29 protein-coding genes and 1 riboswitch are annotated in these 26,125 nt (G+C 63.1%); of the genes, 11 read left to right on the top strand and 18 right to left on the bottom strand.

Annotated elements, in window-relative coordinates; genetic code table 11:
• Positions 1 to 99: 99 nt before the first annotated feature.
• Positions 100 to 999, top strand: a complete 900-nt coding sequence (locus AC1EJR_RS11885; protein WP_092295775.1) for a LysR family transcriptional regulator — start codon at positions 100 to 102, stop codon at positions 997 to 999.
• A gap of 102 nt (positions 1,000 to 1,101) precedes the next feature.
• Here the strand turns inward: AC1EJR_RS11885 and cobW are convergent, their stop codons facing one another.
• Genes cobW through AC1EJR_RS11870 form a run of 3 tightly spaced genes read right to left on the bottom strand, consistent with a single transcriptional unit; the run spans position 1,102 to position 5,798 of the window.
• Positions 1,102 to 2,166, bottom strand: a complete 1,065-nt coding sequence (gene cobW / locus AC1EJR_RS11880; protein WP_477147108.1) for a cobalamin biosynthesis protein CobW — start codon at positions 2,164 to 2,166, stop codon at positions 1,102 to 1,104.
• A gap of 48 nt (positions 2,167 to 2,214) precedes the next feature.
• Positions 2,215 to 3,663, bottom strand: coding sequence for a PepSY domain-containing protein (locus AC1EJR_RS11875; protein ID WP_477147107.1), 1,449 nt, complete (start codon positions 3,661 to 3,663; stop codon positions 2,215 to 2,217).
• Between the two features lie 11 nt (positions 3,664 to 3,674).
• A complete protein-coding gene (locus AC1EJR_RS11870; protein ID WP_477147106.1) occupies positions 3,675 to 5,798 on the bottom strand; it encodes a TonB-dependent receptor in 2,124 nt (707 codons plus the stop codon).
• A 120-nt stretch (positions 5,799 to 5,918) separates the two neighbouring features.
• Positions 5,919 to 6,169, bottom strand: a riboswitch (cobalamin riboswitch).
• A gap of 223 nt (positions 6,170 to 6,392) precedes the next feature.
• Between AC1EJR_RS11870 and msuE the strand changes: the two genes are divergently transcribed.
• From msuE to AC1EJR_RS11840, 6 genes are all read left to right on the top strand, one after another.
• The gene (gene msuE / locus AC1EJR_RS11865; RefSeq protein ID WP_092295787.1) at positions 6,393 to 6,974 is read left to right on the top strand and encodes an FMN reductase; all 582 of its coding nucleotides are present in this window, start codon (positions 6,393 to 6,395) and stop codon (positions 6,972 to 6,974) included.
• 43 nt (positions 6,975 to 7,017) lie between these two features.
• Entirely contained in the window at positions 7,018 to 8,001 is a 984-nt protein-coding gene (locus AC1EJR_RS11860; protein ID WP_477147105.1) for a DUF1852 domain-containing protein, read from the top strand.
• An 89-nt stretch (positions 8,002 to 8,090) separates the two neighbouring features.
• Positions 8,091 to 9,116: a methionine synthase gene (locus tag AC1EJR_RS11855; RefSeq protein ID WP_477147104.1), complete on the top strand. Its 1,026-nt coding sequence runs from the start codon at positions 8,091 to 8,093 to the stop codon at positions 9,114 to 9,116.
• 128 nt (positions 9,117 to 9,244) lie between these two features.
• On the top strand, positions 9,245 to 9,454 hold the full coding sequence (locus AC1EJR_RS11850; RefSeq protein ID WP_092295796.1) for a ParD-like family protein: 210 nt from the start codon (positions 9,245 to 9,247) through the stop codon (positions 9,452 to 9,454).
• The gene (gene map / locus AC1EJR_RS11845; protein WP_454757551.1) at positions 9,451 to 10,218 is read left to right on the top strand and encodes a type I methionyl aminopeptidase; all 768 of its coding nucleotides are present in this window, start codon (positions 9,451 to 9,453) and stop codon (positions 10,216 to 10,218) included. The genes AC1EJR_RS11850 and map overlap by 4 nt, the downstream gene beginning before the upstream one ends.
• Before the next feature lie 65 nt (positions 10,219 to 10,283).
• Positions 10,284 to 10,475, top strand: coding sequence for a Rossmann-fold NAD(P)-binding domain-containing protein (locus AC1EJR_RS11840; protein ID WP_092295802.1), 192 nt, complete (start codon positions 10,284 to 10,286; stop codon positions 10,473 to 10,475).
• 69 nt (positions 10,476 to 10,544) lie between these two features.
• Here AC1EJR_RS11840 and flgL read toward each other — a convergent pair whose 3' ends face one another.
• The 11 genes from flgL to flgB all read right to left on the bottom strand — a co-directional run bounded on the left by flgL (position 10,545) and on the right by flgB (position 21,351).
• Complete coding sequence (flgL, locus tag AC1EJR_RS11835; RefSeq protein ID WP_092295805.1) at positions 10,545 to 11,780, bottom strand: flagellar hook-associated protein FlgL; 1,236 nt, start codon at positions 11,778 to 11,780, stop codon at positions 10,545 to 10,547.
• Between the two features lie 43 nt (positions 11,781 to 11,823).
• On the bottom strand, positions 11,824 to 13,743 hold the full coding sequence (gene flgK / locus AC1EJR_RS11830; RefSeq protein ID WP_092295809.1) for a flagellar hook-associated protein FlgK: 1,920 nt from the start codon (positions 13,741 to 13,743) through the stop codon (positions 11,824 to 11,826).
• 253 nt (positions 13,744 to 13,996) lie between these two features.
• On the bottom strand, positions 13,997 to 15,010 hold the full coding sequence (gene flgJ, locus AC1EJR_RS11825) for a flagellar assembly peptidoglycan hydrolase FlgJ (protein WP_441592637.1): 1,014 nt from the start codon (positions 15,008 to 15,010) through the stop codon (positions 13,997 to 13,999).
• Entirely contained in the window at positions 15,010 to 16,203 is a 1,194-nt protein-coding gene (locus tag AC1EJR_RS11820) for a flagellar basal body P-ring protein FlgI (RefSeq protein WP_092295818.1), read from the bottom strand. The genes flgJ and AC1EJR_RS11820 overlap by 1 nt, the downstream gene beginning before the upstream one ends.
• A 7-nt stretch (positions 16,204 to 16,210) precedes the next feature.
• Positions 16,211 to 16,909: a flagellar basal body L-ring protein FlgH gene (flgH, locus tag AC1EJR_RS11815; protein WP_244844726.1), complete on the bottom strand. Its 699-nt coding sequence runs from the start codon at positions 16,907 to 16,909 to the stop codon at positions 16,211 to 16,213.
• Positions 16,910 to 16,920: 11 nt separating this feature from the next.
• A complete protein-coding gene (flgG, locus tag AC1EJR_RS11810) occupies positions 16,921 to 17,706 on the bottom strand; it encodes a flagellar basal-body rod protein FlgG (protein ID WP_092295824.1) in 786 nt (261 codons plus the stop codon).
• A 36-nt stretch (positions 17,707 to 17,742) separates the two neighbouring features.
• Positions 17,743 to 18,486, bottom strand: coding sequence for a flagellar basal-body rod protein FlgF (flgF, locus tag AC1EJR_RS11805; protein ID WP_092295826.1), 744 nt, complete (start codon positions 18,484 to 18,486; stop codon positions 17,743 to 17,745).
• 31 nt (positions 18,487 to 18,517) lie between these two features.
• Positions 18,518 to 19,741, bottom strand: a complete 1,224-nt coding sequence (gene flgE, locus AC1EJR_RS11800) for a flagellar hook protein FlgE (protein WP_477147103.1) — start codon at positions 19,739 to 19,741, stop codon at positions 18,518 to 18,520.
• 74 nt (positions 19,742 to 19,815) lie between these two features.
• On the bottom strand, positions 19,816 to 20,478 hold the full coding sequence (flgD, locus tag AC1EJR_RS11795) for a flagellar hook assembly protein FlgD (RefSeq protein WP_092295833.1): 663 nt from the start codon (positions 20,476 to 20,478) through the stop codon (positions 19,816 to 19,818).
• A 45-nt stretch (positions 20,479 to 20,523) separates the two neighbouring features.
• Positions 20,524 to 20,931 (bottom strand): flagellar basal body rod protein FlgC, encoded by a 408-nt coding sequence (gene flgC, locus AC1EJR_RS11790; protein WP_477147102.1) that lies wholly within the window; start codon positions 20,929 to 20,931, stop codon positions 20,524 to 20,526.
• Positions 20,932 to 20,943: 12 nt separating this feature from the next.
• Entirely contained in the window at positions 20,944 to 21,351 is a 408-nt protein-coding gene (gene flgB, locus AC1EJR_RS11785) for a flagellar basal body rod protein FlgB (protein ID WP_092295839.1), read from the bottom strand.
• A gap of 288 nt (positions 21,352 to 21,639) precedes the next feature.
• On the opposite strand from flgB, the gene flgA reads away from it, so the two are divergent.
• The 4 genes from flgA (at position 21,640) to AC1EJR_RS11765 (ending at position 23,693) form a co-directional block, all read left to right on the top strand.
• Positions 21,640 to 22,377 carry a flagellar basal body P-ring formation chaperone FlgA gene (gene flgA, locus AC1EJR_RS11780; RefSeq protein WP_477109990.1) on the top strand — a complete coding sequence of 246 codons (738 nt, stop codon included), beginning with the start codon at positions 21,640 to 21,642 and terminating at the stop codon, positions 22,375 to 22,377.
• 184 nt (positions 22,378 to 22,561) lie between these two features.
• Complete coding sequence (flgM, locus tag AC1EJR_RS11775) at positions 22,562 to 22,879, top strand: flagellar biosynthesis anti-sigma factor FlgM (protein WP_149138701.1); 318 nt, start codon at positions 22,562 to 22,564, stop codon at positions 22,877 to 22,879.
• A 9-nt stretch (positions 22,880 to 22,888) separates the two neighbouring features.
• On the top strand, positions 22,889 to 23,350 hold the full coding sequence (locus tag AC1EJR_RS11770) for a flagella synthesis protein FlgN (RefSeq protein WP_477147101.1): 462 nt from the start codon (positions 22,889 to 22,891) through the stop codon (positions 23,348 to 23,350).
• A gap of 172 nt (positions 23,351 to 23,522) precedes the next feature.
• A complete protein-coding gene (locus AC1EJR_RS11765) occupies positions 23,523 to 23,693 on the top strand; it encodes a hypothetical protein (RefSeq protein ID WP_177219943.1) in 171 nt (56 codons plus the stop codon).
• A 156-nt stretch (positions 23,694 to 23,849) separates the two neighbouring features.
• Here the strand turns inward: AC1EJR_RS11765 and AC1EJR_RS11760 are convergent, their stop codons facing one another.
• From AC1EJR_RS11760 to AC1EJR_RS11745, 4 genes are all read right to left on the bottom strand, one after another.
• Entirely contained in the window at positions 23,850 to 24,230 is a 381-nt protein-coding gene (locus AC1EJR_RS11760) for a hypothetical protein (RefSeq protein WP_477113182.1), read from the bottom strand.
• A 46-nt stretch (positions 24,231 to 24,276) separates the two neighbouring features.
• A complete protein-coding gene (locus tag AC1EJR_RS11755) occupies positions 24,277 to 24,678 on the bottom strand; it encodes a hypothetical protein (RefSeq protein ID WP_477113181.1) in 402 nt (133 codons plus the stop codon).
• A 410-nt stretch (positions 24,679 to 25,088) separates the two neighbouring features.
• Positions 25,089 to 25,475: a hypothetical protein gene (locus AC1EJR_RS11750; RefSeq protein ID WP_313817510.1), complete on the bottom strand. Its 387-nt coding sequence runs from the start codon at positions 25,473 to 25,475 to the stop codon at positions 25,089 to 25,091.
• A 241-nt stretch (positions 25,476 to 25,716) separates the two neighbouring features.
• Positions 25,717 to 26,124, bottom strand: coding sequence for a hypothetical protein (locus AC1EJR_RS11745; protein WP_313817508.1), 408 nt, complete (start codon positions 26,122 to 26,124; stop codon positions 25,717 to 25,719).
• Position 26,125 lies beyond the last annotated feature (1 nt).

Genomic DNA, 26,125 nt, shown 5'->3' with positions numbered 1-26,125 from the left:
GTCGATCTGGATCACGGAGGAGATCGTCGATGTCCGATTGTAGGAAGGCCAATCAATGAAGTAAAATGATCGTTATTCAAAAATACATGAATCTCAATCATGCTTGAACGCATTCACCTGGCAATCATCCGGGAAGTGGACCGTGAGGGCTCCCTGACAGCGGCCGCTTCGGTGCTGTGCCTGACGCAGTCGGCACTGAGCCATGCAATGAAAAAGCTCGAGTTGCAGTTGGGTACCGACATCTGGCTGCGGGAAGGCCGCAGTCTGCGGCTGACCCAGGCGGGCTCCTACCTGCTGGCGGTGGCCAACCGCGTGCTGCCTCAGCTCGATCTGGCCGAAGAACGGGTCCACCAGTTTGCGCAGGGCGAGCGCGGCACGCTGCGGATAGGCATGGAGTGCCATCCCTGCTATCAGTGGCTGCTCAAGATCGTCTCGCCCTACCTATCGACATGGCCGGACGTGGATGTCGACGTCAAGCAGAAGTTCCAGTTCGGCGGTATCGGCGCGCTGTACGGGTATGAGATCGACATGCTGGTAACGCCGGATCCACTCTACAAGCCCGGCCTGCATTTCGAGCCGGTGTTCGACTACGAGCAGGTGCTGGTCGTCAATCGCGGCCACCGGCTCGCCGGCTTGCCCCACGTAGACGCCGACGCGCTGACGAACGAAGTGCTGATCACCTATCCCGTGGCCACCGATCGCCTGGACATCTACAACCTGTTCCTGCAGCCGGCGGGCGTCACGCCCAAGCGCCACAAGACCATCGAGACCACGGACATCATGATGCAGATGGTGGCCAGCGGGCGTGGCATCGCGGCCCTGCCGCGCTGGCTGGTGGCCGAATATGCGGAAAAGATGGATGTCACGGCGGTACGGCTGGGCCCACATGGCGTCGCCAAGCAGATCTTCCTTGGCGCGCGGGAAAGCGACATCGAGATCGATTACGTACAAGCCTTCATCGAACTGGCCCGCCGTTCAGCGGAGCTCGCCCCCAACTGAACGACGTACCACCATCAGCCGCGCGTATCGCAGCGCGTCACCGACCCGGCATGCGTGAAAGCACCCAACTTCCGCCCACATCGGAATACAGCGTTTTCTGGTTCAGCCGGCCAGCGCCTGATCCAGCGCGGCTTGCAACGCGGCGCCATCCAGTTCCTGGCCGATCAGCACCACGCGCGTGCCCCGCGCTTCGTCAGCACGCCAGGCACGGTCGAAGTAGCTGTCGAATCGTTGTCCCACGCCGTGCAGCACCAGTCGCATTGCCTTGCCCGGGAGTTCGGCGAAACCCTTGACGCGATAGATCGTGTGGTCGGCCACCAGCTTCTGGAGCGCGCCAACCAATGCCTCGCGGTCAACGGTGCCAGCCTCCACCACCACCGAATCGAATTCATCGTGATGATGATCGGCGTGGTCGGCGTCGTCCGCGCTGCCATGATGATCCACGCGCAGGTGGATCGTCTCTTCCGACGCGCGGTTCAGTCCCAGCAGGCTGTTCACATCGAGCGACCCCGCCTGCGCCGGCACGATCTTCACTTCGGCCGGAATCTCGGGCCGTACCAGCGCCTCCACTGCGGCAATCTGGGCGGCATCCATCAGATCGGTCTTGTTCAGGATGACCAGATCCGCGCTGGCGAGCTGGTCTTCGAACAGCTCGTGCAGCGGCGACTCGTGATCGAGGTTCGGATCGGCGCGGCGCTGCGCGTCTACCGCCACCGGATTCGCGGCGAACTGGCCGGCGGCGGCGGCGGGGCCATCCACCACCGTGACCACCGAATCCACCGTGAACGCGTTGCGGATGCTMGGCCAGTGGAATGCCTGCACCAGCGGCTTCGGCAGCGCCAGACCCGAAGTCTCGATCAGCACGTGATCGATCTGGTCGCGGCGCTCGAGCAGTTGTTCCATGACCGGGAAGAACTCTTCCTGCACGGTGCAGCACAGGCAGCCGTTGGCCAGTTCATAGAGTTGGCCGGTGGGCTCGCCMTGCTCGTCGCAGCCAATGCCGCAGCCCTTCAGGATTTCCCCGTCGATGCCCAGCTCGCCAAATTCGTTGACGATGACAGCGATACGGCGCCCGTTGGCATTCTCGAGGATATGGCGCAGCAAGGTGGTCTTGCCGCTGCCCAGGAAGCCCGTGACGATCGTGGCGGGAATTTTTGCGGTTTGCATGGAATCACCTGATGCTTGAAAGTTGAAAATGGAAAGGGGTGGCGAGAGTCAGCGGCGCAACCGCCGCCAGCCCACGACCACCCCGCTGACGGACATCACCAGACCCACCAGCGACAGCACCCACACCACCACATCCCATGACGGGCGATGCTGCGTGAGCGAAACGAAGTCATAGCTGTGTACGGCGTTGAACAGCCAGCGATAGAGACGGCGGCTGTCGTCACTACGGCCGATGACCTGACCCGTCGAGGGATCGACATAGGCCCAGGTGTTGTCGGCGTCGTCGAAGGTCACGCGCAACACGGGCAGCCTGCGCGCGTTGTGGTGACTGTACCAGTAGGTGTCGGCCTCGGCCTGCATGACGCTGGCCACGACTTTAGCGTCCGGCATCAGGGTGCCGGMGATACGCGAKAGCATGCCCGGGTCCCAGCGCACTGGCGCACCACTGCCCGGATCGAGCACCGTGACAACGCCCTTGCCGGCGGCCACCTGCAACATGGGCGTGCTGCCGACCCACACCATACGGACCTCGCGCGCACTGCGGTCTGCCAGCGTGGCACGCCAGTCCGGCGCGGGGAACGAGGCCCCGGCATGCCCCGCGTAGCGCTGCAGGGCCGCGCCGTCGAAGCCGCGTCCGTTGAACCACTGGTTAGGATTGACGGAGATCCATCCCGAGATCAGCCAGAACAGCAGGAACAGCGCGCCGACGAGCCCGGCCATGTGATGCCACGCCATCCAGCCGTGGTACGGCGAGACGCCCGCCATGCTGCCGTGCGCAAAGCGCCGCCGCACGCGTAGCCGCAGCCAGCCAATCCAGATTCCCGTGATGGCCACCACCACGCAGGGCCCGGACGTCCACAGCACCACCTGCCGCCACAGCGGCGGGTCCTTGCGGATCGGCGTGAAATACAGCCAGTGCGGCACCGAGCCGAGCCAGTTCCAGAACCGCTCCGCGCGATCGGTATCGCGCATGATCTCGCCGGTCTTCGCCGAGACGTATAGCTCGGTGCCGTGTCCGTCATCGATGGCGATGCGATGCAGCGGACGCCACGCGTTGAGGCCATTCGGCACGGTCCACTGGTCTCGTTCGGCGGTCTCGATCCAGCGCGCAGGCTTGCCGGTGAACTGCTGGGCAGTGGCCTGCGCCGTGGCTGCATCGACGCGCTCGATGACGCGGCCATCGGTGGCCGCCACGGTATGGGGCTGACCCTTGCCATCAACCATGCGATAGACGGGCAGGCTGCCCGCCATCTCAAGCCGCAGGCTGCGTGGAAAGCTGGACAGTCCCGCCGCCGCCATCGCCGCATCGGGCGTCGTGGCCACGGCACGCACATCGAGCGGCGGCAGGCTGGCCAGCCGCTCGGCATCGGTCAGCGCGGGAAAGCCGACGTACATCATCACCAGCCCCGAGCCGAACCACATCGCGATCAACAGGCAGCCGGCGATGCCCATCCAGCGATGGATCAGGTACAGCCAGCGCCGGATCTTGCGCCACATCGCCCCGGGCCTCAGAAGTAGAAGTTGGCCGACAACTCCGCCGAACGCGGACGCCCCAGCAGCCATTGCTGGCCCCCGTTCGAGACCGATTCGGCGTAGTCCTTGTTGAACAGGTTGTAGACGCGCAGCGTCAGCGCCGCCTGCTTCGAGACACGCCACGACAGCGCCGTATCCACCGTCGTATAGCTCGGCACGCGCACGCGGTTGGCCGTGTCCGCGTAACGTCCGCCGACATAGCGCAGGCCCGCGCCGAACGTCCATTGCGGGATGAAGTTCCACGTCAGCCACGCGTTGGCGGCCTGTTGCGGCACGCTCGTCGGCACGTTGCCGGMGCGGGAGACCAGCACCCCGCCGACCGACTCGTTGAAGTCGTCATAGCGCGCGCGCAGCACGGTGCCGTTGACGTCGAGGCGCAGACCGCGCAGCACTTCCACGCTCGCCGAGGCTTCCAGCCCGCGCGACGACTGCTCGCCCACCTGCTGGGTGATGGTCGGATTGACCGGATCGCGCGAAAGCAGGTCGTTCTTGCGGATCTCGTACGCCGCGAAGGTCCATTCGCCGCGATTGCCCCAGAACGCCTGCTTCATGCCCACTTCCACCTGCTTGCCGGTGGCGAGGTTGAAGTTGCGCTGCGCGTCGGACGTGGTGATCAGCGCGCCGAGCGGATCGGTCGCGGTGGCGTACTGGGCGTAGACGGCCAGGCTCGGGGTGAACTGGTAGACGGTGCCCACGCGCCACGTGATGTTGGCGAAGGTCTTGTCCCAGGCCGAGCCGGCCACGAGGTCGGTGCGCGTCAGGTCGGCATGGTCGAAGCGCACCCCGCCGATGACCGACCACTGCGGCGTGAGGGCGATACGGTGCTMACCGAACAGCGCGTACTGCGTGGTGTTGCTGCGGAAGCGCGGCGAGGTAACGACGCCCGGCGGGCTGAAGAACAGGCCCGGATCGAAATCACGCGCCGGTACGGTGGAGGTGCCGCCATAGGGCGAGTTGTTCGAGTGGGTGAAGTTGACCTTGTTGACGTCGAAGCCCACCGTCGTGGTGTTATCGAGCCCGAACAGCTTGCTGCGCACCGTCATGTCGGCGCGGTTGCCCACCTGCTCCTGGTCGTGCAGGATTTCCAGGTAGTCCCCGCGGCGCACCTGCGAGGTGGCCGGCAGATAGGTATAGGTCTCGCTGTCGCGCCAGTGACGGTGGCTKGTCAGGTAGTAGAACTGGTTGCGCACGGTGACGCGGTCGTTCGGCGTCCATTCGGCGTTCAGGCGCGTCCAGCGGTCGCGATAGCTGATCTCGGCATCGCCAACGTTGTAGTTCTTCTTGCGCAGCGAGCGGTCCAGGCTGCCGTTGACCAGCGGCGTGCCGAGGTATTGCTGCGGATGCTGGGTGCCGTCGTCATAGGACAGCGTCAGGTTGAATTCCGGATTCACGTCCAGCCGCACGGACGCCGACACCATCAGGTTGTTGGCATCGCCCCGATCCACCCAGCCAGCCGTCCGGTTGTAGGCCGTGGCGAAACGGTACGACAGGTTGTCGTTGACCTTGCCACCACTGTCGAAGGCCACGCGCGCGGTCTTCTCGGTGCCGCCCGTGATCTGGAGTTCGTTCTCGATCGGGCCTCGGATCGGCTTCTTCTGCACCACATTGACCACGCCGCCGATCGCCCCTTCGCCATACATGACCGATGCGGGGCCGCGCAGGACCTCGATGCGGTCTACCGACCACGTATCGAACGGAAAGGTCACCGTACCGGAGGCCACGTACATGCGCGTGCCGTCCAGCAGCTGCATGACCGAGCCCTGCCCGGCGAAGCCGCGCGCGGTCAGCGAGGTGCCGCCGTTGCCCGGCGACGGATTGCCGGTGATGCCGGTTGCCCGGGTCACGGCCTCGCGCACGCTCTGGTCGCCCCGCGCGCGGATGGTCTCGCCGCTGATGACTTCGACGCTGGCCGGCGTCTCGAGCGGCGTCAGGCCCATGCGGCTGCCCGTGTATTCGGGTTTCGAGAGCGCCAGGCCGGGATAGACGGCCTCACTGACGACCACGGGCGGCAGTGACGTGTCCTTCTGTTCGGAGGTTTCCTGTGCGAAAGCACAGGGAAGATTGAGGCCGGCCACGGCACCAAGTGATGCGGCCAGCACGCGCGGTCGACGCCCACGCGCAGGGCGTGACGAAATCTGGGCCGAGCGCGGGCGGCCAGCGGAATGCGCGAACAAGTTGTATGTCATCGTGAAGCCGGACGACCCCGTCCGTGCGAAAGATTTCGATGATGACAACAGGCCGGTATCCGGGCTGACAGGCGGGGAGCGTGCGCTCCCGGGAATCCGTCGCCTTCCCACGCGATGACAACGATGACAATCGCGCAGTGGCCGCCGATCCGATGGATCGACATGACAGTTCCCGAACCTGCTTACCGTTGCGGGGGCAGCACAGGCTTGGTCGCGGCTCGGCGACGTACCTGTTTCCCGTTTAACCCACGCGCATCGCGGGCACCTGCAATCACGGGCGGMACAGGGGACGTGCCGCGGTGCGCATTCTACCCGTAACGGACGGTTACAAAGCGCACATGCTGATCTGGGGAGCACGAAGGCGTGAGAGCGGGATGACCGGCGGGTGCGCCCGATAACTCACATGACTACTGCTCATGAATTGTTGAAATAAAGCCATTTTACTTCATCGATGCACATCCATACGATTGGCATGTCGCGTGAGCCTCGCAACAGATGAAAGCAAAAATGACACGTCCACTCCGTCTAGTAGCGGTTTCCGGCGGGCTACAACGCCCCTCCAAGTCTGCAGCCCTGGCAGAGCACCTGCTAGACCTGATCGCAGACGAACTTCCGTGCGAACAGCGCTTGGTTGAACTGGGTCAGCTCGCACCGCGGCTTGCCGGCGCGGTCTGGCGCACCCACTTGCCCGACACGGTGGAGCGGGAACTTGCGGCGGTTGAGCAAGCTGACGTCCTGGTGGTGGCAACACCGGTGTTCCGCGGCTCCTACACCGGACTGTTCAAGCACTTCTTCGACTTCATTCATCAGGACGCCTTGATCGACAAGCCTGTGTTGTTGGCTGCCACCGGTGGCAGCGAGCGCCATGCCCTGGTGATCGACCACCAGTTGCGGCCGCTGTTCAGCTTCTTCCAGGCGCGCACATTGCCGCTGGGTGTCTACGCGACCGACAAGGATTTCGTCGACTACCGCCTGCAGAACCAGGCCCTCATCGAGCGGGCCAGGCTGGCGATCCAACGGGCACTGCCGTTGGTCGAACTGACGCACCACGCAAGGCCCGCTCTGGCCGAGGAAGTGGTTGTGGCCTGAAACAAGAATCGACTTCTCTCAAAAATTAGGTCACTGGATCGCAATGAACAAAGAACTTGCCTTTAGCCTCAAGAGCATTCTTTTCGATGAAAACTATCAGCCATCGGACAGTACGCGCGTAACCACCAATTTTGCCAACCTGGCCCGGGGAAAGAGTAGGCAACAGAATCTGCGCAACACGTTGAGGATGATTGACAATCGCTTCAATGACCTGGCGCATTGGGACAATCCGACCGKAGATCGCTACGCTGTCGAGCTCGAGATCATCTCCGTGGAGATGAGTGTCGACGCCAAGCGCGGCAACGATGCATTTCCGTTGATCGAGATACTGAAAACCTGCATTCTCGACAAGAAAACGCACAAACGCATCGACGGCATCGTGGGGAATAACTTCTCCTCCTACGTACGCGATTACGACTTCAGCGTCTTGCTTCCAAGGTACAACGTTGATCGAGCGGAATTCCGCACGCCAGACGATTTTGGTGACTTGCATGGAAAGCTGTTCAAGCAGTTTGTTGCCTCGCGCACTTACAAGGAGCGCTTCCACAAGCCGCCTGTCATCTCCATAAGCGCCTCGACCAGCAAGACCTATCAGCGGACCGGAAACCAGCACCCCGTACTTGGGGTCGAGTATCAACAGAATGAACTGTCCTCGACCGACCGATACTTCGCAAAGATGGGGATGCAGGTTCGTTTCTTCATGCCTCCGAATGGCGTTGCACCCTTGGCTTTCTACTTTTTCGGCGATCTTCTGGGCGACTACACAGATCTCGAGTTGATCGGCACCATCAGCACAATGGAAACCTTTCAGAAGATTTATCGCCCCGAGATTTACAACGCCAATTCTGCAGCAGGGAAACGCTATCAACCGAGCCTGAAGAACCAGGATTACTCGTTGACGCAGATTGTCTATGACCGGGAAGAACGCAGCCAGCTGGCTGTCCAGCAGGGGAAATTTGCGGAGGAGAACTTCATMAAGCCGTACAAGAACGTCCTTGATCAATGGTCTGCCAATTTCGCGCTCTGACCCCATAACACGCCGTCCCGTGGCTGATCGGGAAAAACGGTCCCGAAGTATGCTTGCCACACCCATCGTTGCTTGAAAGGAATCCTCAGATGTTTGAAACCTCCATCGCCGGCAGCCTGCCGAAGCCAGGCTGGCTGGCTGAAACAAACAAACTCTGGCCTCAGTGGAAGGCTGAAGGCGACGCGCTTCGCCAGGCCAAGGCCGACGCGACGTTGCTGTGGATCAAGGCCCAGGAAGACGCAGGCCTGGACATCGTGTGCGACGGCGAGCAATCGCGACAGCACTTCGTGCACGGCTTTCTCGAGCAGGTCGAGGGCATCGACTTCGAGCACAAGGTGAAGATGGGCATCCGCGACAACCGCTACGACGCGATGGTGCCGCAGGTGGTTTCGGCCCTGCGCCTGAAGGGCCGCGTGCATGCTTTCGAAGCACAGCTGGCGCGCGCGCACACGAAGAAGAAACTGAAGTTCACCCTGCCCGGCCCGATGACCATCGTCGACACCGTGGCGGACCGCTTCTACGGCKACAAGGTCAAGATGGCCTTCGCCTTCGCCGAGTTGCTCAACCAGGAGKCCCTGGCGCTTCAGGCCGACGGCGTAGACATCATCCAGTTCGACGAGCCCGCCTTCAATGTCTACATGAAGGATGCCGCCGATTGGGGCGTGCAGGCGCTCGAGCGCGCGGCGCAGGGCTTGACCTGTACGACGGCGGTGCATATCTGCTACGGCTACGGCATCAAGGCCAATACGGACTGGAAGAGCACCCTGGGCGACCAATGGCGCCAGTATGAGACGGTGTTCCCCGCGCTGGCCCGCAGCTGCATCGACCAGGTGAGCCTGGAATGCATCCACTCCCATGTGCCGCCCGACCTGATGGGGCTGCTGGCCGGTAAGGACGTGCTGGTCGGCGTGATCGATGTGGCCAGCGACGTGGTCGAGACACCCGAGGAAGTGGCTGACACCATCGGCCGGGCGCTGGAGTTCGTGCCGAAGGAGCGGCTGTTCCCGTGCACGAATTGCGGCCTGGCGCCGATGGGTCGGGATGTGGCGTGGCGCAAGCTGGAGGCGCTGGCAGCAGGCACGAGGCTGGCAAAGGAGCGGCTCACCACGGTGTGACGCCCACATGGTCGTCCGCTCTTGGCCGCGGATTCTGTTGGGCTGACCAGGAGTGGAGCGACACAGGGCTTGCATCGCCGGCGCGATTGCCTATATGATTCGTATATGTTTCATATATGGATGGCACTATGGGCATCGTGAACATCGATGGCGAGCTGCATGATCAGTTGCGCAAGGCAAGCGGCGTGTCATGTCGGTCTATCAACGCTCAGGCAGCGTTCTGGATGAAGATTGGCATGCTGTGCGAAATGAATCCCACGCAAAGCTTCAATGAGATCGTCACTCGCGAACTGCGGGCTGCGGGTGTTGTTGCGCAAAGCTTGAAGGTGGCTTCGTGACCAAGGAACCTGGGGAAATTGCCCTGATGGCCGAATCGGGCAGGCTATTGGCAGAGGTTTTTTCTCGCCTGGATCGCCTGAATCTGATCGGCATGTCCACCATGCAGGTCAACGATCTGGTGGACCACTTCATTGTCGACGAACTCCACGCGCGCCCAGCCAGCAAAGGGCAGTACGGGTACGCCTACGCCCTCAATGCCTCCCGTAACCACGTCGTTTGCCACGGCGTTCCGTCCCCCGCGGAGGTCCTCCAGGACGGCGACATAGTGAATTTCGATATCACGCTGGAGAACAATGGCTACATTGCGGATTCCAGTAAGACGTATCTGGTCGGCGAAGTCTCTCCGCTTGCCAAACAACTCGTGCGCGTAACGTATGAAGCGATGTGGAAAGGAATCAAAGCCGTCCGCCCAGGCGCGAGACTAGGTGATGTGGGGTATGCCATTGAGCGACATGCTCGCCGCAATGGCTACTCAGTCGTGCGGGAATACTGCGGGCACGGCATCGGTCGAGAAATGCACGAGCCCCCAGAGGTCCTGCATTGGGGAAGGCCGAACACGGGTCTGGTGCTGCGAGAAGGCATGGTGTTCACCATCGAGCCAATGATCAATCAGGGGCGGCATGCGGTTCATACGGAAGCCGACGGCTGGACTGTGGTGACGGGTGACGGAAAGCTGTCCGCACAGTTCGAGCACACAGTCGCCGTAACTCGACACGGCGTCCGGGTTCTGACGCTACGCGCGGATGAAAGAATGCCGAACTGACCCGTGTTGAGGCAGGGGTTACCACGCATCGTGTCGATATTGGGGTCGAGTCCGAAGTCGAAGCCTTGGCTCGCGCCATCCCCAAGATCGATCACCTGGTCACGACAGCCGCCTCACTGGTATTCAAGCCGTTCATGGAGACCGCCCGATCCGACATCGACGCGATGCTAGGGTCGAAGCTGCTGGGGCCGATGCATCTGGTCCGGCATCTGGTCCGGCATCTGGTGGCCCGCATGACCAAAGACAAGGGAAAATGAAAAAGCCAGCCGATGGCTGGCTTTCAACGAAGCGCTTTCCGCCGGGCCGACTAGCGGCCCGGCTCCCACTTACAGAAACTTGAACAGGTTCATCCCCTGGATCTGCATGAACGACTGCTGCGCGCCTTGCAGCGCGGTCTGGCGCTGATAGAACTCGCTGATGGCGGCCGCGTAGTCCAGGTCCTGCAGGCCCGACAGGGTCTGCGCGTTGGACAGCGCGCGGTTCTCGCCGATGGTGTCCAGCGCGTCGACTTCATTCAGGCGCGAGCCCACCGACGAGCGCACCGTCAGCACGTTGTCCAGGGAGTTGCTGAACTGGCGGATGCCCGTGGCGATCACGTTCTGCAGGTTGGCGTTCGCCGCTTCCTGGTTCAGGCCGGTGTTGATCGGGGCCTTCAGCGCGTCGATCACGGCCTTCAGGTTTGCGAACACGTCCGCGCCGGCCTGCTGCGCCGGCTTGGCGGTCATGGTGTCGCCGTCTGCCGGGACGCCCTTCACCGAGAACGACACGCCTGCCACCTTGATGGCCACGTTTTCAGAGTAGTCCGTCGGGGTGCCCACGGCGGTGCCGGTGGTGGTGTCCATGATGCTGTACTGCATCTTGCCCGTGCCGGCGTCGGTCTGGAACGTCAGCGTCAGCGAGTGGCCGTACAGCGGGTCGGTCGGGTCCGTGACCGAGATCGCGCTGTAGGTGCCCGTGCCGGTATTGGCCGAATTGCCCTTGAGCACGTAGCCGGCGTTGCCGGTGACGCTCATGAACACTTCCGAACCGTTGTTGCCCGCTTCCATCTGGCGCGCGGCATCCACCTGCAGCAGCTGGTGGCCGGTATCGCCCTGGTACATCGCACCGCCCGCCGCGTTGAGCGAGAACGGCACGGTGCCCGACTGCAGGCCGGCGAAGATGTAGTTGCCGTTGCCGTCGTCGGCGTTGGCCAGGCCCATCAGCTGGTCGAACTGGCCTTGCARCGCAGTGGCCAGCGACGCGCGGTCGTTGTCGCTCAGCGTGCCGTTACCGGCGTTCACCAGCATGGTCTGGATGTTCTGGATCGTCGTGGTGACGGTGGCCAGCGTGTTGTCTTCCAGGCCGAGGGAGGCCGTGGCCTGCCTGCGCGACGTGGTGTACTGCGTGTTCACTGCACCGGACTGCGACACGCCCAGGGCGCGCGTGGCGGCCACGGGGTCGTCGGACGGCGTCAGGATGCGGCGGCCGGTGCCGAGCTGCTGCTGCACGTGCAGCAGGGCCGATTGCTGGCCGTTCATCGAGGCCAGGCCCTGATGGTACAGGGTAGAGGTTGCGACGCGCATGGCGAGATTCCTTCGTATCCGTTGAGATCGTTGGCCGCCGCGATTACGCGCCGATGCCGATGAGGGTGTCGAACAGCGTGCTGGCCGTCTGGATCACGCGTGCGTTCGCCTGGTACAGCTGCTGGAACTTGAGCATGTTCACGGTTTCCTCGTCCATGTTCACGCCCGAGACCGACTGCTGGGCCACATAGATCTGGTTGGTGATGCTGTCCTGCGAGGTCGAGGCGATGGTCGCCGACTTCGTCGCGCTGCCCACGTCGTTGACCAGCTGCGCGTAGGCGTCGTTGAAGCTCGACGTGCCGTTGATCGTCTTGGCCGTCTGCAGCTTGGCCAGCGCCAGCGCGTTGCCGTTGTCGGCCACGGCGCCGGTGTTGTTGGCCAGCGTGAAGGTGTCGCCGTTATTCGGCGCGCCGTTGAACGTGAACGTCATGCCGTTGAAGGTCACGTCGGTGCCCGTGCCGTTGGGCGCGGTGCTGGTCGGCACGACTGCCGCGCCCAGCGCGTTGGTGAACGTGTAGGTGCCCGTGCCGCTGTTGTAGGTGGCCGTGATCGGCGCATTCGCCAGCAGTGCAAAGCCCTGCGCCACATTGGTGAGCTTGGCGGTGCCCGTGCCGGTGTTGTTCTTGTTGACGTCCGCGCGCGCCGGGGAAGCCGCGGCTACCTTGGCAGGGTCGGTGATCAGCGTCCCGAAGCTGGCGGCGGCGTTGCGCGTCGGCTGGATCTGGAACGAGTCGTTGGCGTTCATCGGCGCGCTGAGGCTGATCGAGACACCATCGACGACCATCGGCGTGGCGGCGGTCGGGGCGCCCGCCTGCGAGGCCACCACTTTGTTGTCCGAGAGGCGCGTCAGCGTGTAGTTGGTGCCATCGAACTTCAGCGCGTAGTCGCTGGTCGTCAGGTTGCCGGCGTTCGTGATGGTGGCCGAGGCGATCGCCGCCGAGGTGTTGTTCTTGTTGGCGTAGACCACCGGCGAGCCCAGCGAGAACATGTCCGTGCCGATGGCGCCGTTCAGGTCGATGCCCAGCTTGTGCTGGTCGTTGAACGTCTGGCCGATGGCCAGCGAGAGACGGCCGATGGCGTTCTGCGCCGGCTCCAGGGAGTCCGAGCGGAACTTCAGGATGCCGCCGAGCGAGCCGCCCGTCACCGAGCCCTCGGGGGCTTCGATGATGTTGCCGCTCAGCAGCGTGTAGCCCACCGTTGTGCGGCCGGGGTCGGTGGCCGAGGGCTGCGCCACCATGTCGTACGAATCGCTGCCCATGACCAGCGGCTGGCCGTTGCCGACGAACACGTTGTACGTGCCACCGTCCTGCACCACCACCTTGGCGCCGACCAGTTCGGTCAGCATCGCCACGGCCTGGTCGCGCTGGTCGAGCAGATCGTTCGGCGGCTGGCCACCGCCGGCGGCKGTCATGCGCGTGATTTCCTTGTTCAGGTTCGCGATCTGCTTGGTGTAGTCGTTGACCTGCGTCACCGTCGACTTGATCTGCGTGTTCAGGCCGTCCTGGAGCTGCTTGAAGTAGTCGCTGGAGGACTTGATCTGGCCGGCCAGCGCCTGGGAGGCCGAGAGCAGGCTCTGGCGCGCGGCGGTGTCTGCCGGCGTGTCCGACACGGCCTGCACGGCGGCGAAGAACTTCTGCATCAGCGGCGAGAGGCCACCCTTCTGGTCGGCCAGCAGGTTGTCGATCTGCGAGAGCTGGTCCGCGTACGTCGCCAGCTGGGCGCTGGCCGACGTGGCACCACGCAGCTGCCCGGTCAGGAAGCTGTCGTACACGCGCTGCACGGTAATGGTGTTGGAGCCCTGGCCGTAGAAGCCCGAGCTGGTGTACTGGCCGCCCGCCGACGCGATGATCGTGTTCTGGCGCGTATAGCCCGCGGTAGCTGCGTTGCTGAAGTTGTGGCCGGTCGTCGTCAGCGCGTTCTGCGCCACGTTCAGGCCCGAAAGACCGATATTAAAGAGAGACATGTGTCTGACCCCGGATCTGTTGGTAGCCTTCGGCGTGCGGCCGGCGGCGGTGGATGAGCAAGTTAACGGCGCGAACCACGCGGGACTTTAGCGTCTCATCGGCCATTTCCACGTGTTGGCCGGCGCGCATGTTGTGAGCGATCACTTGCGTGAAGACGTAGTCTGGAAGCGCCAATAGCGCGACCGAAAGCGGGCCGCGCGAAGCGTGGGACGGGAGATTGGGCGGCGTATGCGTTGCCATGCCGCCCATCCGTCAGGTCGAAACCTTCTTCATGATCCGGACCAGCTTCTCGCCGTAGGCCGGATCGGTGGCATAGCCGGCGCGCTGCAGGCCATGCGCGGCTTCTTCCGCGCTGTTGGCGGCCACCACGCCCGCGTAGCGCGAGTTGGTGGTCAGCAGCCGCGCGTAGTCAGCGCACGCTTCGTCGTAGGAGCCGTAGGCACGGAAGCGGGCCCGCACCTTCTGCGGCTGGCCATCGACATATTCGGTGGTCAGCACCTCGGCGGTCGGCCCCTTCCAGTTCGCGCCGGCCTTGATGCCGAACACGTTGAAGGTGGTGGAGCCATCCGGGTTGGTGATCTCGCGGCGGCCCCAGCCCGATTCGAGCGCGGCCTGACCGACGATCAGCTTGGCCGGMACGCCCGAGGCGCGCGAGGCGGCCATGGCCGGCGCGGCCAGCCGGTTGACGAAGTTGCTGATGTGTTCGGGGGAGTCGTCCGGGAGTTGGCCCAGTTGCGACTGGCCGTTCTGCTGCCAGTCCGCCTGGCCCTGATACTGGCGCACGCCGGCGGTGGGGTTCCACGCATTGCCGGGCAGCACCGTGCCGATCGGCGGCGGGCCGTCGGCGTCGGTGGCGCCCCGGCTGTCCAGCAGGGCCGCCATCTGGCCATCCTGCGGGCGCCCGCCCACCCCGGGCGCGGCCATGGTGTCCGGCAGCTGCGTGCCCGTGGCACGCGCCAGCTGGCGGATCATCACATCGGCCAGGCCAATGCCGCGCGAGGACAGCTGCTGCGAGAGCTGCTGGTCCATCATCGACATGTAGAGCTTGGTCTGCTCGTTGTCGAACATGCCGTCCTGCGGCGTGGCGTCGCGCATGCTCTTGAGCACCATCTGCGTGAAGACGGCCTCGAACTGCTTGGCGGCCGCCTGCAGGGTGTTCTGGTTGTTGCCGGCGCGAGCCTGGTTCTTGAGCGCCTCGAAGCCCTGCGTATCGAGCGCGAAGCGCTGCGAGACGTCGGTCTGCGAGGAAAGCGTGGCGCCCGACATCAGATGATCTCCAGTTCCGCGCGCAGCGCCCCGGCGGCACGCATGGCCTCGAGGATGGTCTGCAGGTCGGCCGGCGTGGCGCCGAGCGCGTTCAGGCCCTTGACCACCGCGGCCAGCGAGGCGCCCGCCTTGACGATCTGGAGCGAGCCGCCACCCTGCTTGAGGTCGATCTGCGACACCGGCGCCACCACGGTCTGGCCGTTGCTGAACGGCGCCGGCTGGCTGATCACCGGTTGGGTGTTGATCACCACCGACAGGTTGCCGTGCGCCACGGCGCAGTCTTCCACCGTCACCGCCTGGTTCATCACGATGGAACCCGTGCGGGCGTTCAGGATGACCTTGGCGGCGGCCTTGGCCGGGGTGACGTCGAGGTTCTCGATCCGTGCGAGGAAGCCCACGCGTGCGGTCGGCGCCTGCGGGGCGCGCACCTGCACCACGCGGCCATCCATGGCGGCGGCGGTGCCGGGGCCGAGGTTGCGGTTGATGGCGTCGACCACGCGCTCGGCGGTGCCGAAATCCGTATCCTTGAGTTCCAGGTTCATGTAGCCGCCTTCGGGCTGGAAGGCCGCGACGGCACGTTCCACCACGGCGCCGTTGGCAATACGCCCCACGGCCAGCTGGTTGATCTGGACCTTGCTGCCGTTGGCCGACGCGCCCGCGCCGCCCACCAGCATGTTGCCCTGCGCGATGGCGTACACCTGGCCGTCGGCGCCCTTGAGCGGCGTCATCAGCAGCGTGCCGCCGCGCAGGCTCTTGGCGTTACCCATCGACGAGACCACCACGTCGAGCTGGCTGCCGGGCTGCGCGTACGGCGCCAGCGTGGCGGTCACCATCACGGCGGCCACGTTCTTCAGCTGCATGTTCTTGCCGGCGGGCAATGTCACGCCGAGCTGCGAGAGCATGTTCGTAATGCTCTGCGTGGTGAACGGCGTCTGCATGGTCTGGTCGCCGGTGTTATCCAGCCCCACGACCAGGCCGTAGCCAATCAGCGGATTGTCCCGCACGCCCTGGAACGTGACGAGGTTCTTCAGGCGTTCCGCATGCGCCGTGCCGGCGCCCACCAGTCCGAAGACCAGCGCGAGCGCGAGCAACAGGCGCGGAAGAGAGACCGCGCGACCCCAGCGGGTAGGAAGGCCGGGCGGGGTGCCCAATAGCGAGCCTGGCTTGTGGAAAGGCATCGGAGGCAGAAACATGGCGGGATCAGAACGGTAAGACATTGAGGAAGAAGCGCTGCAGCCAGCCCATGTTCTGCACTTCGTCGATGTATCCCTTGGCGGTGTACTCGATCCGTGCATCCGCCACCTGGGTGGACGGCACTGCGTTGTCGCCGGTGATCGTGCGCGGATTGACCACGCCGGAGAAGCGGATGAACTCCGCCCCCTGGTTGATGGCCATCTGCTTTTCTCCGGACACCACCAGGTTGCCGTTGGCCAGCACTTCCAGCACCGTGACGGTGATGGTGCCGTTGAAGGTGTTGGCGGCGGTGGCGCCGCCGCTGGCCTTCAGGGCATTGCTGCCGTTGACATCGGCATTCGACCTGGCGCTGAACAGCCCTGCCAGCGCACGCGGCACGGCGTCGAACGACAACGTCGTGCTGCCCGTGCGGCTGGCATTGGTCCCGGAGTTCTTGCTGGCGTTGACGTTCTCGCTGATCACGATGGTCAGGATGTCGCCAACGTTACGTGGCCGCCGGTCCTCGAACAGCGGATTGCCCGCGTAGGACGAGGCGAAGATGGAACCCGTGGGCGCGCCCACGGCGCGCGGCTCGGCGCGTGCCGTGGTGGGCGTCTGTACGAGGGGCTCCTTCGGCATCAGTGCGCAGCCGCCGCTCGCCAGCACGGCCAGGCCGGCAAAGGCGTACAGGGCAAACACACCGAGGCGATGCAGCTTGGCGGCCATGGTCACTCCCATCATCCCATCTGGGTCAGGCGTTGCAACATCTGGTCGGACGTCTGCACTGCCTTGCTGTTGATTTCGTACGCGCGCTGGGTCTGGATCATGCTGACCAGTTCCTCGACCACGTTCACGTTCGACGCTTCAACGTAGTTGTTCTGCAGCGTGCCCGCGCCGTTCAGGCCCGGCACGGTGGTATTCGGTGCGCCCGAGGCATCGGTCTGCGCGTAGAGGTTCTCGCCCAGGCTTTCCAGGCCGGCCGGGTTCGGGAACGTGGCGAGCTGGATCTGGCCGACGGTGGCGGCGTTGGTCTGGCCCGGCTGCATCACCGTGACGGTACCGTCGCGGGCCACGTTCACCGAGGTGTAGTTGGCCGGCAGCGTGATGGCCGGGTTCAGCACGAAGCCGCTCGAGGTCACCAGCTGGCCGTTCGGATCGACCTGGAACGAGCCGTCACGCGTGTAGGTGGTGGTGCCGTCCGGCATCGTCACCTGGAAAAAGCCCTGGCCGATGATGGCCACGTCGCGCGCGTTGCCGGTCTGCGTCGGGTTGCCCTGCGTGTGGATACGTTCCGTGGCCACGGGGCGCACGCCGGTACCCAGCTGCATGCCCGAGGGCAGCACGGTCTGGTCCGACGACAGCGCGCCCGGCTGGCGGATGGTCTGGTACATCAGTTCCTCGAACACGGCGCGGCTGCGCTTGAAGCCCGTGGTGGACACGTTGGCCAGGTTGTTCGAGATCACGTCCATCTGCGTCTGCTGCGCATCGAGGCCGGTCTTTGCAATCCAGAGTGAGCGGATCATGGTTTTCCTTCGAGTTCTGTGTCAGCGCAACGCGCTTCAGTTGTTGGACAGCAGCGCGTTGGCCCGCTGGTCGTTGCTATCGGCGCCGGTAATCATCTTCATCTGCATTTCGAAGCGGCGCGCGTTGGCGATCATGTCGACCATCGCCTCCACCGGATTCACGTTGCTGCCCTCCAGCGCGCCGGAGATCACGCGCACGGTGGGGTCCTGCTCCAGCGCGTTCACGCCGGGACGCAGGCGGAAGTAGCCGTCGTCACCGCGTGCCAGCCCTTCAGGCGGCGGCGATACCACGCGCAGCTTGCCGACCTGGGCCAGGCCATTGGCGGCCTCGCCCGGGCCACGCGCCACCACGGTGCCATCGGTACCGATGGATACCGTGGCGCCCGGCGGCACCGCCATCGGGCCGCCATCGCCCAGCACCGGCCGGCCGACCGAGGTCTGGAGCTGGCCGTCGGCCGAAATTTGCAGCGCACCGGCGCGGGTGTACGCCTCGGAGCCGTCGGGCATCTGCACCGCCAGCCAGCCGTTGCCTTGCAGGGCGACGTCGAGGTCGCGGCCCGTGTACGTCAGCGGGCCGGCCTTCATGTCGGCGCCCGGCGTGGAGGCCAGCGTGAAGGCGCGGGTCTGCGTCTCCTGCCCCACCACCGGTACAGCGCGATACAGGTTGATCTGCGCGCGGAACGCCGGCGTGGAGGCATTGGCCAGGTTGTTCGATACCGCGGCCTGTTGGTCGAGTATCTGCTTGGCGCCCGAGAGGGCGGTGTAAATCATGCGGTCCATGTCGGCGTTCCGGCGGAGAGATCAGCGTGGATCAGATGTTCACCAGGGTCTGCAGGACGGTGTCCTGCGCCTTGATGGTCTGCGCGTTGGCCTGATAGTTACGCTGCGCGACGATCAGGTTGACCAGCTGGCCGGACAGGTCCACGTTGGACTCTTCCACGGCGTTCGACTTCAGCGTGCCCATGGCGCCACCGGCCGTGCCGAGCAGTTCCTGGCCCGATGCGCCGGTGGCGGACCACACGTTGTCGCCTTCCGGCTTCAGGCCTTCCACGTTGCCGAACGTCGCCATGGCGATCTGGCCCAGCGACAGCGTCTTCTCGTTCGAGTAGGAACCGAGGATCGTGCCGTCTTCCTGCACCGAGAAGCCCAGCAGCGCGCCCGAGGCGTAGCCGTCCTGCACGATCTTCTTCGGATCGTTGTCCGAGCCGAACTGCGTGGAACCGGTCAGGTTCAGGTTGGCGGTCAGCGCGGCGGCGCCGTTGGCGGCCGGCAGTGCGAGCGTCGGGTTCGCCGGCGTCGTCGATTGCATCACGCCGTTGCTGTCGAAGGCCATCGAGACCGGCATGCCGGCCAGCGTGTTACCCGCGGAATCGGTCAGGTACATGTTCCAGTTGGTGCCGCCCGGCACGGTCGGCGCGGCAGCCGACTTGGAGAAATACGCGGTGACCTGCTGCTTGTTGCCCAGCGAGTCATAAACGCTGATCGCCGTGCTGTAGTTGAACATGTCCGAGGTCGGCAGCGCGCCCGGGGCGCTGGCGAAGGCCGTGGTCGGCACGGTGCTGCGCGAGTCGAGCTGGAACTGCGCCGTCACGGTCTGCGTGGCGCGCGGGGGCATCTGGGCGTTGCTGATGGTGATCGGCTGCGGGGCCACGCCACCGGCGGTGGTGCCAGCCGGGTAGCCCGTGACCTGCAGGCCCGTGGCGTTGACCAGGCGGCCATCGTCCAGGCGGTTCATCTGGCCGTTGCGCGAATAGAACACCGAGCCATCGGTATTGGTCAGGMGGAAGAAGCCGTTGCCGTTGCTGATGGCCACGTCCAGGTTACGGCCCGACGAGGCGATGTTGCCGTTCGTKAACGACTGCACCACGGCGTTCACGCGCGTGCCCAGGCCGATCTTCGAACCCGCGTACACGTCCGCGAACTGCGCGGTGGATTGCTTGAAGCCAACCGTGTTGGCGTTTGCGATGTTGTTGCCAATCACGTCCAGGTTGGACGCGGCGGCGTTCAGGCCGCTTACCCCTTGACCAAAACCCATGATTTTCCCCTAATAAGGCTGTCGTTCGTGAATTGCCCGCGCGTATGCCGGACCGGGTGATACGTAAAAGTGGATCAGGAAATGCGGCGCACGTCGTCGACGTTGGCGGTCTTGCCGTCGCCAAGTTCGACCAGCACGCCGGTGCTGTCACCGCTGATGGACTGGACCTTGCCGTAGACCAGCGCAATGGCGCTGACATCCTTGCCCTCGGCCGTGCCGGACACCTTGAAGGTGTACTCGCCATTGGCCACGGCGTTGCCCTGGTCGTTCTTGCCGTCCCAGGCGATGTCGTGCACGCCGGCGGTCTGGCCCTTCATGTCGATGTTGCGGACCACGTTGCCGTTCTTGTCGAGCACCTGCACGGTCACCGAGTCAGCCGTGGACGGCACGTCCACACCGATCTTGGTGGCCACGCCGTCTGCCACGGTGATCGCGTTGCCCGGCACCATCACGGTCTTGCCGATCAGGTTGGCGGAGTCCATCGCGCGGCTGGCCGCGGTCTGCGAGAGCAGCGCGGTCAGGGTCTCGTTCATCGTCTGCAGGCCGCTCACCGTGCTGATCTGCGCCAGCTGCGAGGTGAGCTGGGCGTTGTCCATCGGGTTGAGCGGGTCCTGGTTGTTCATTTGCGTCACCAGCATCTTCAGGAAGTTGTTCTGAAGATCTGCCGCGCTGGAGCTGCCGCCCTTGAGCGCGTCGTTGACGGCGGAGTTGCTGTTGACGGAAGAAGTGGTCGTCATGGTGTCGGTTCCGGCGGTTCCTGGAAGGATTCGAAAAGTTGTGGATTACTGACCGATCGTCAGCGTCTTCAGCATCATGGTCTTGGCGGTGTTGAGCACCTCCACGTTGGCCTGGTACGAACGCGACGCCGAGATCATGTTGACCATCTCTTCCACCGGGTTCACATTGGGCATCGTCACGTAGCCGTTGGCGTMCGCCAGCGGGTGCGACGGGTTGTGCACCATCCGTGCCGGGGCGGCGTCTTCCATGACGCCGGCCACTTGCACGCCGCCCACGTCGGACTGGCCGGGCGTAGGCGCCATCTCGAAAATCACCTGCTTGGCGCGATACGGCTGGCCGTTCGGCGCCACGGCGCTGTCCGCGTTGGCCAGGTTGGAGGCCGTCACGTTCATCCGCTGCGACTGCGCGGCCATGGCGGAGCCGGCCACGTCGAAAATGTTCATGCTGGGCATGGTCGGTCCTGGTTAGCTCTGGATCGCCGACAGCATCGTCTTGATCTTGCTGCTCATGACCGTCAGGCCGGCTTCGAAATGCACCGTGTTGTCGGCGAACGCCACGCGCTCGGTGTCCATTTCCACGGTGTTGCCGTCCATGCTCGACTGCAGCGGAATGCGGTAGTCGAGGTCGGCGCTGCCCGAAGTCGGCGCCTGGCCCGGCAGATGGCGCACCTGCGTGGTGGAAAGCGTCATGCCTTCGCTCTGGCGGCCGCGCTCCACCGACGTCGCCAGGGTGCTGGCGAAATCGAAATCGCGTGCCTTGTAGCCCGGCGTGTCCGCGTGGGCGATGTTCGAGGCAATCACCGATTGCCGCTGGGTCCGGAGGCTCAGGGCTTCCTGCTGGAAGCGCAACGCCGCATCGAGTCTGTCGATCATGTCTGCCTTTCCTGCTCTGGCTTCAACTTCGGGGAGAAAACTGCCGTAGACCTGGGAATACGTATACGCATCCCGGTCGGGGGCTTCTTCAGGGTTGCCATCTTAGGGGCCGGCCTGTCACGCCAATCGTGCGAATAGGACCGAGAAATCCGCGCAATTCGCGCCGACCCTTCGCGCGAGGCTGCCTACAATTGCCCCACAGATTCGTTGTTGTATTTCCGATGTTGTGTGGCGACATCGCGCGGACCCGCCCGTGCCGCCGCCCCCATCCTTGCTGGGATKACCCCTATGAACCTCACTCGCCAGGCCGCCGCCGGGCTGATGGCGCTGGCCGGCTTCGCGCTGGCCCAGCCGTCCGCCGCCGCGCCCGCCCAGGTCACGCCGGTGGCGTCGCCGTCGGCTCCCGCCCCGTTTGCCGACGACCCCGTACGCGTGGTCGTCGAACAGTTCCTGCTGCGCCAGGCCTCCGGCCTGCCGGGCAAGGTCAGCGTGCAGGTGGTGCCGCCTTCGGGCGGCCGCGCGCCCGATTGCATCCTTCCCGACCCGTTCCTGCCGTCCGGCGCCGCCCCATGGGGCCGCGTGGCCGTGGGCGTGCGCTGCGGTGGCGACCGGCCCTGGACGCGCTACGTCCAGGCCCGGGTGTCGGTATTGACTGATTACTATGTGGCGGCCCGCGCGATGGCCCCCGGCGAGACCATCAGCGCCGCAGACCTCGAAATGCGCCAGGGCGACCTGGCCGCGCTGCCGCGCGCCGTTGTGACGGATCCGACACAGGTAGCCGGCGCCGTGGCAGCCAACCGCATCGCGGCCGGCTCGCCCATGCGCACCGATCTACTCAAGAAGTCGATTGCCGTGAAGTCGGGCCAGACCGTCAACGTGACCGTCGAAGGTGACTCGTTCCAGCTCACCAGTGAAGGCAAGGTGCTGGCCGATGCCGCCACCGGCAATTCGGTGCAGGTGCGTCTGCGCAACGGTCAGGTCGTCAGCGGCGTCGTCCGGAGCGGCGACACGATTGTCCTGCAGTAGCAAGCGTCACTTTTTTAACGGAAGAAGCCTGAAGTAGTCGCCTGGATTCCCGAGGAAGCAGGAAGTAAGAGCAGGCGTAGGCGGCGCGTGCGAGAATGCCGCCCAACCCTGATCAGGATGCAAAAACCCTAAAGTTCCGGGTGGAACATCCGATAAGCCAAGGGAACCCAGCAAGGATTTCACCGTGAAGATCAACCAATCCACTCCGTCCCTGCCCGCCGATGCCGCGGCAACCGACAGCGCAGCCCGTCCGGCCGCCAACGGTGCCGCCTCGTCCGCGACTTCCGGCGCCCTGACCGGCGTGCGCGTCAGCCCGCTGACCGCGCAAGTACGTGAGATCGGTTCGCGCCTGGTCAATGAGACCGACGACGACATCGATACCGCGAAGGTCGAGGAAATCCGCCAGGCAATCGCGGAAGGCAGGATCAAGATCGATCCCAGCAAGATCGCCGATGGCTTGCTCGCTTCGCTGCGCGAGTTGAGCCAAGGCGAAAGCCAATAACTCCCTGACATGAGCCAAGCCCTGATCCAGACCCTGAAGCTCGAAGCTGACGCCATCGCCGCATTTGGCCGCACCCTCGCCGAGGAGCGCGACGCCATCAAACGCCAGGATTTCCAGGCGTTGAGCKAGCTGCTCAACCAGAAGATGGAATTGGCTCAGGGCCTCACGCGCGCTACCGCGGCGCGCGAGGCGCAGATGATTGCGCTGGGCCTGCGCGTGGGCCCGGCGGGCCTGCTCGTGGGCGGGCTGGTGGACGCGGACGTGACCGAAGCGTGGCGCAAGGTGGTGTTCTTCGCCAGCAAGGCCAAGGACGCCAACGCGCTGAACGGCGCCATCGTCAACGCCCACCTCGAATTCACGCAGGAAGCCATCCAGGTGCTGCGCCAGGGCGGCTCGGGCCCCAACGAGATGTATGGCCGCGACGGCCGCGCGCAGAACGCCGCAAGCGGCGTGAGCCTGGCGGCCGGCTGAGTTACATACGCATCACACCGCCGGTCCCAACCCGGCGGTAGTCAGAACCGGCCTACGCAAGGCTAGGTCATCGACCGATCCCGGCCGGCAGGCACCTTGCCTACATTGACAGACAGGCGCATCCGCACGACACGCGCGGATGCCACCACTTTCTGTCTGGGAGGTGTCACTCATGTCCTTCGCGCTCTATCTCATCGGGCTCATGCTGCTTGTCGGCGGCATCGCCTGGGGCCTCAGCATCGCTGGGTTGGCTCCGGTTTATATCGGTATTGCCTGCTTGGTGGTACTGGGAATTGGAGTGATGTCGGCGGTTTCGCGGACGCGAACTAAGGATCCGTCGTAGGGGTGTGTCCGTCCAGGCTGGCGCGTCCGTGAGGCGCGCTCGGCCCTATGTCGCGTCAGTTGCGATTGGAGACGTTGGCTCCCCAGAACCCGTGGCGTCAACGCACAGATTTTGTTTTAGCCGTTCTCATTGCAACCCAGGCCCGATTCGATAATTTCACTCCTCATCACTGAAGATAAAGTCGTCCGCTTCCAGGTTGTGATCAAGCCTGTACTGCTCCTCCCACTTCCAAAAATCTCCCGGGGGGTCCGAATCGACACCCCTGTGCCAATACTGCTCACCATGAGCCAGTAGCATAGCAAAGTGATAGTCCAGTTCGTGTGCACGCACGACAATGGCCATATATCTATCTAGAGCGTGCTCTACTAAGGGTGAGTCCAGGACAAGGGACTTGGCTTCCTCCTCCGACTTACCCGCATACTTCACCATGATGGCCTGGATTATCGCCACCCAGCTACGGAAGTTAAAAACAACACTTTCTCTAGGATCGCGGTCGTTGACGATGACGATACCATCGACAATTTTGCTTTCATCCATTGCTAGCTCATCATCCCCATGATTCACAGATCCTGTGCCGATCACGCTACCTCGGCAATTTTTCACCGTCCGGGTTACGAAAAAACACGAAGCTCCGATCTTCCAGCTTGTGCTCTTTCTTGTATTGCTTTTCCCACGCCCAAAAATCTTCAGGCGGGGCTGAATCAATACCTCTCCGCCAATACTGCTCGCCATGGGACAGCAGCATCGCCCAATGGTAGTCGAGTTCGTGGGCGCGTAGGGTCACATCCATATATCCGTCCAGCGCATCTTCCACTAAAGAGGAAGCAAAGAGGATAGATTTCGCCTCATCTTCATTCAGGCCACCGTACTTCACCATTATGGCCTGGATTATAGCCACCCAGGTACGAAAATTAAAAACGACACTTCTTCTGGCGTCGCGATCATTAACGATGACGATACCGTCGGCGATTCTGCTTTCTTCCATTGCGACCTTATTAACTGCGGATTCATAAATCGGGTGCGCCTCCCCCAGTAATTCGTCACGACGATACGCCTTCGCCTAGCAGGCGATGCTGCGTTACGGGACGATTGTTTGGTGGATGCTGAAAATGAAGCTCTCCTGTTTCAGGTTGGTGATCCATTTTATATTCCGCCTCCCACTCACAGAAATCATCTGGTTCGATCTCACTTATCCCCCTGTGCCAATAGCCCCCCATGAACGAGTATCATAGCCCAAGGATAATCGAGTTCATGTGCCCGCATGACAATGGCCAAATAATTCTGAAAGTTGAAAATAACGACCTCCCTCGKGTTCATGTTATTAATGATTCGAATACCATCGACAATCTTTCCTTTGTCCATTGCCATTATCACCCCCGTTATTCACATTGCACGCTACTCCGGTAATTCGTCACTGTAAACAAAGCTCCGGTCCTTCAAGTTATGCTCTTTTCTGTATTGCTTTTCCCAACCCCAAAAACCTTCGGGCTCATTCGAGTCGATACCCCTTATCCAGTATTGCGGACCATGCGCCAGCAGCATCGCCCAATGATATTCAAGGTCGTGCGAACGCATAACAATGGCCATATATCCATTCAAAGCATTCTCTACCAATGACGAGCAGCGAACGAGAGCTTTCGCCTCAGCCTCTGTTTTTCCCGCATATCTCACTATGATTGCCTCGATGATCGAGACCCAGGTATGAAAATTGAAAATGACGTTCGCCCCAGGATCCTCATCATCAACAACCAAAATGCCGTCCACGATCCTGTCTTCATCCATCGCACTAACACTCCCCGATTTTGTGTCGGTCAAATATCTCACTGGCTTCGCCGAGAAAATTGCAAACTGACACCCTTTAGCCACAGGATGTGCATCATTTTTCACCCGCCCGGATTTTCTATCATCGGGCCACTTACTGCATCTTATCCATGTGCCCACCTTTACGCCCGCCCGCGACAACCTTTGGCCAGTGTGGGCCCAGCGTGTCTTGCGACGCTCTTGGACGATACGCCTTCGCCTCTCAGATGTGTTGTGTTACGGGAGGGGCTTTTGGTGGATGTCTGAAAATGAAGCTCTCCTGTTTCAGGTTGTGATCTCTTTTATATTCCTCCTCCCATTCCCAGAAATCATCTGGTTCGATCTCACTTATCCCTCTGCGCCAATAGCGCTCCCCATGAACGAGTATCATAGCCCAATGATAATCGAGTTCATGTGCCCGTACGACAATGGCCATATAATCCTCTAGAGCCCTCTTTACGAGCCAAGAATCCATAATTATTTTTTCGGCCTCGTACTCGTTCTTTTCAGAATACCTAACGATGATCGCTTTTATGATTGACACCCAGGTATGAAAGTTAAAAATAACACTTTCCTCTGGGTTTCTATCATTAACAATCACGATACCATCTACGATATTACTTGCGTCCATT

Source organism: Cupriavidus sp. 05T42, assembly GCF_056396345.1.
This window is presented reverse-complemented; position numbering and strand designations above follow the sequence as displayed.

What these genes read in the sequence shown, in the direction of transcription:
- AC1EJR_RS11885 (WP_092295775.1), top strand. Translation starts at nt 100, where the DNA reads ATGCTTGAACGCATTCACCTGGCAATCATCCGGGAAGTGGACCGTGAG.
- msuE (WP_092295787.1), top strand. Translation starts at nt 6,393, where the DNA reads ATGACACGTCCACTCCGTCTAGTAGCGGTTTCCGGCGGGCTACAACGC.
- AC1EJR_RS11850 (WP_092295796.1), top strand. Translation starts at nt 9,245, where the DNA reads ATGGGCATCGTGAACATCGATGGCGAGCTGCATGATCAGTTGCGCAAG.
- AC1EJR_RS11820 (WP_092295818.1), bottom strand. Translation starts at nt 16,203, where the DNA reads ATGTTTCTGCCTCCGATGCCTTTCCACAAGCCAGGCTCGCTATTGGGC.
- flgH (WP_244844726.1), bottom strand. Translation starts at nt 16,909, where the DNA reads ATGGCCGCCAAGCTGCATCGCCTCGGTGTGTTTGCCCTGTACGCCTTT.
- flgG (WP_092295824.1), bottom strand. Translation starts at nt 17,706, where the DNA reads ATGATCCGCTCACTCTGGATTGCAAAGACCGGCCTCGATGCGCAGCAG.
- flgF (WP_092295826.1), bottom strand. Translation starts at nt 18,486, where the DNA reads ATGGACCGCATGATTTACACCGCCCTCTCGGGCGCCAAGCAGATACTC.
- flgD (WP_092295833.1), bottom strand. Translation starts at nt 20,478, where the DNA reads ATGACGACCACTTCTTCCGTCAACAGCAACTCCGCCGTCAACGACGCG.
- flgB (WP_092295839.1), bottom strand. Translation starts at nt 21,351, where the DNA reads ATGATCGACAGACTCGATGCGGCGTTGCGCTTCCAGCAGGAAGCCCTG.
- flgA (WP_477109990.1), top strand. Translation starts at nt 21,640, where the DNA reads ATGAACCTCACTCGCCAGGCCGCCGCCGGGCTGATGGCGCTGGCCGGC.
- AC1EJR_RS11765 (WP_177219943.1), top strand. Translation starts at nt 23,523, where the DNA reads ATGTCCTTCGCGCTCTATCTCATCGGGCTCATGCTGCTTGTCGGCGGC.
- AC1EJR_RS11760 (WP_477113182.1), bottom strand. Translation starts at nt 24,230, where the DNA reads ATGGATGAAAGCAAAATTGTCGATGGTATCGTCATCGTCAACGACCGC.
- AC1EJR_RS11755 (WP_477113181.1), bottom strand. Translation starts at nt 24,678, where the DNA reads ATGGAAGAAAGCAGAATCGCCGACGGTATCGTCATCGTTAATGATCGC.
- AC1EJR_RS11750 (WP_313817510.1), bottom strand. Translation starts at nt 25,475, where the DNA reads ATGGATGAAGACAGGATCGTGGACGGCATTTTGGTTGTTGATGATGAG.
- AC1EJR_RS11745 (WP_313817508.1), bottom strand. Translation starts at nt 26,124, where the DNA reads ATGGACGCAAGTAATATCGTAGATGGTATCGTGATTGTTAATGATAGA.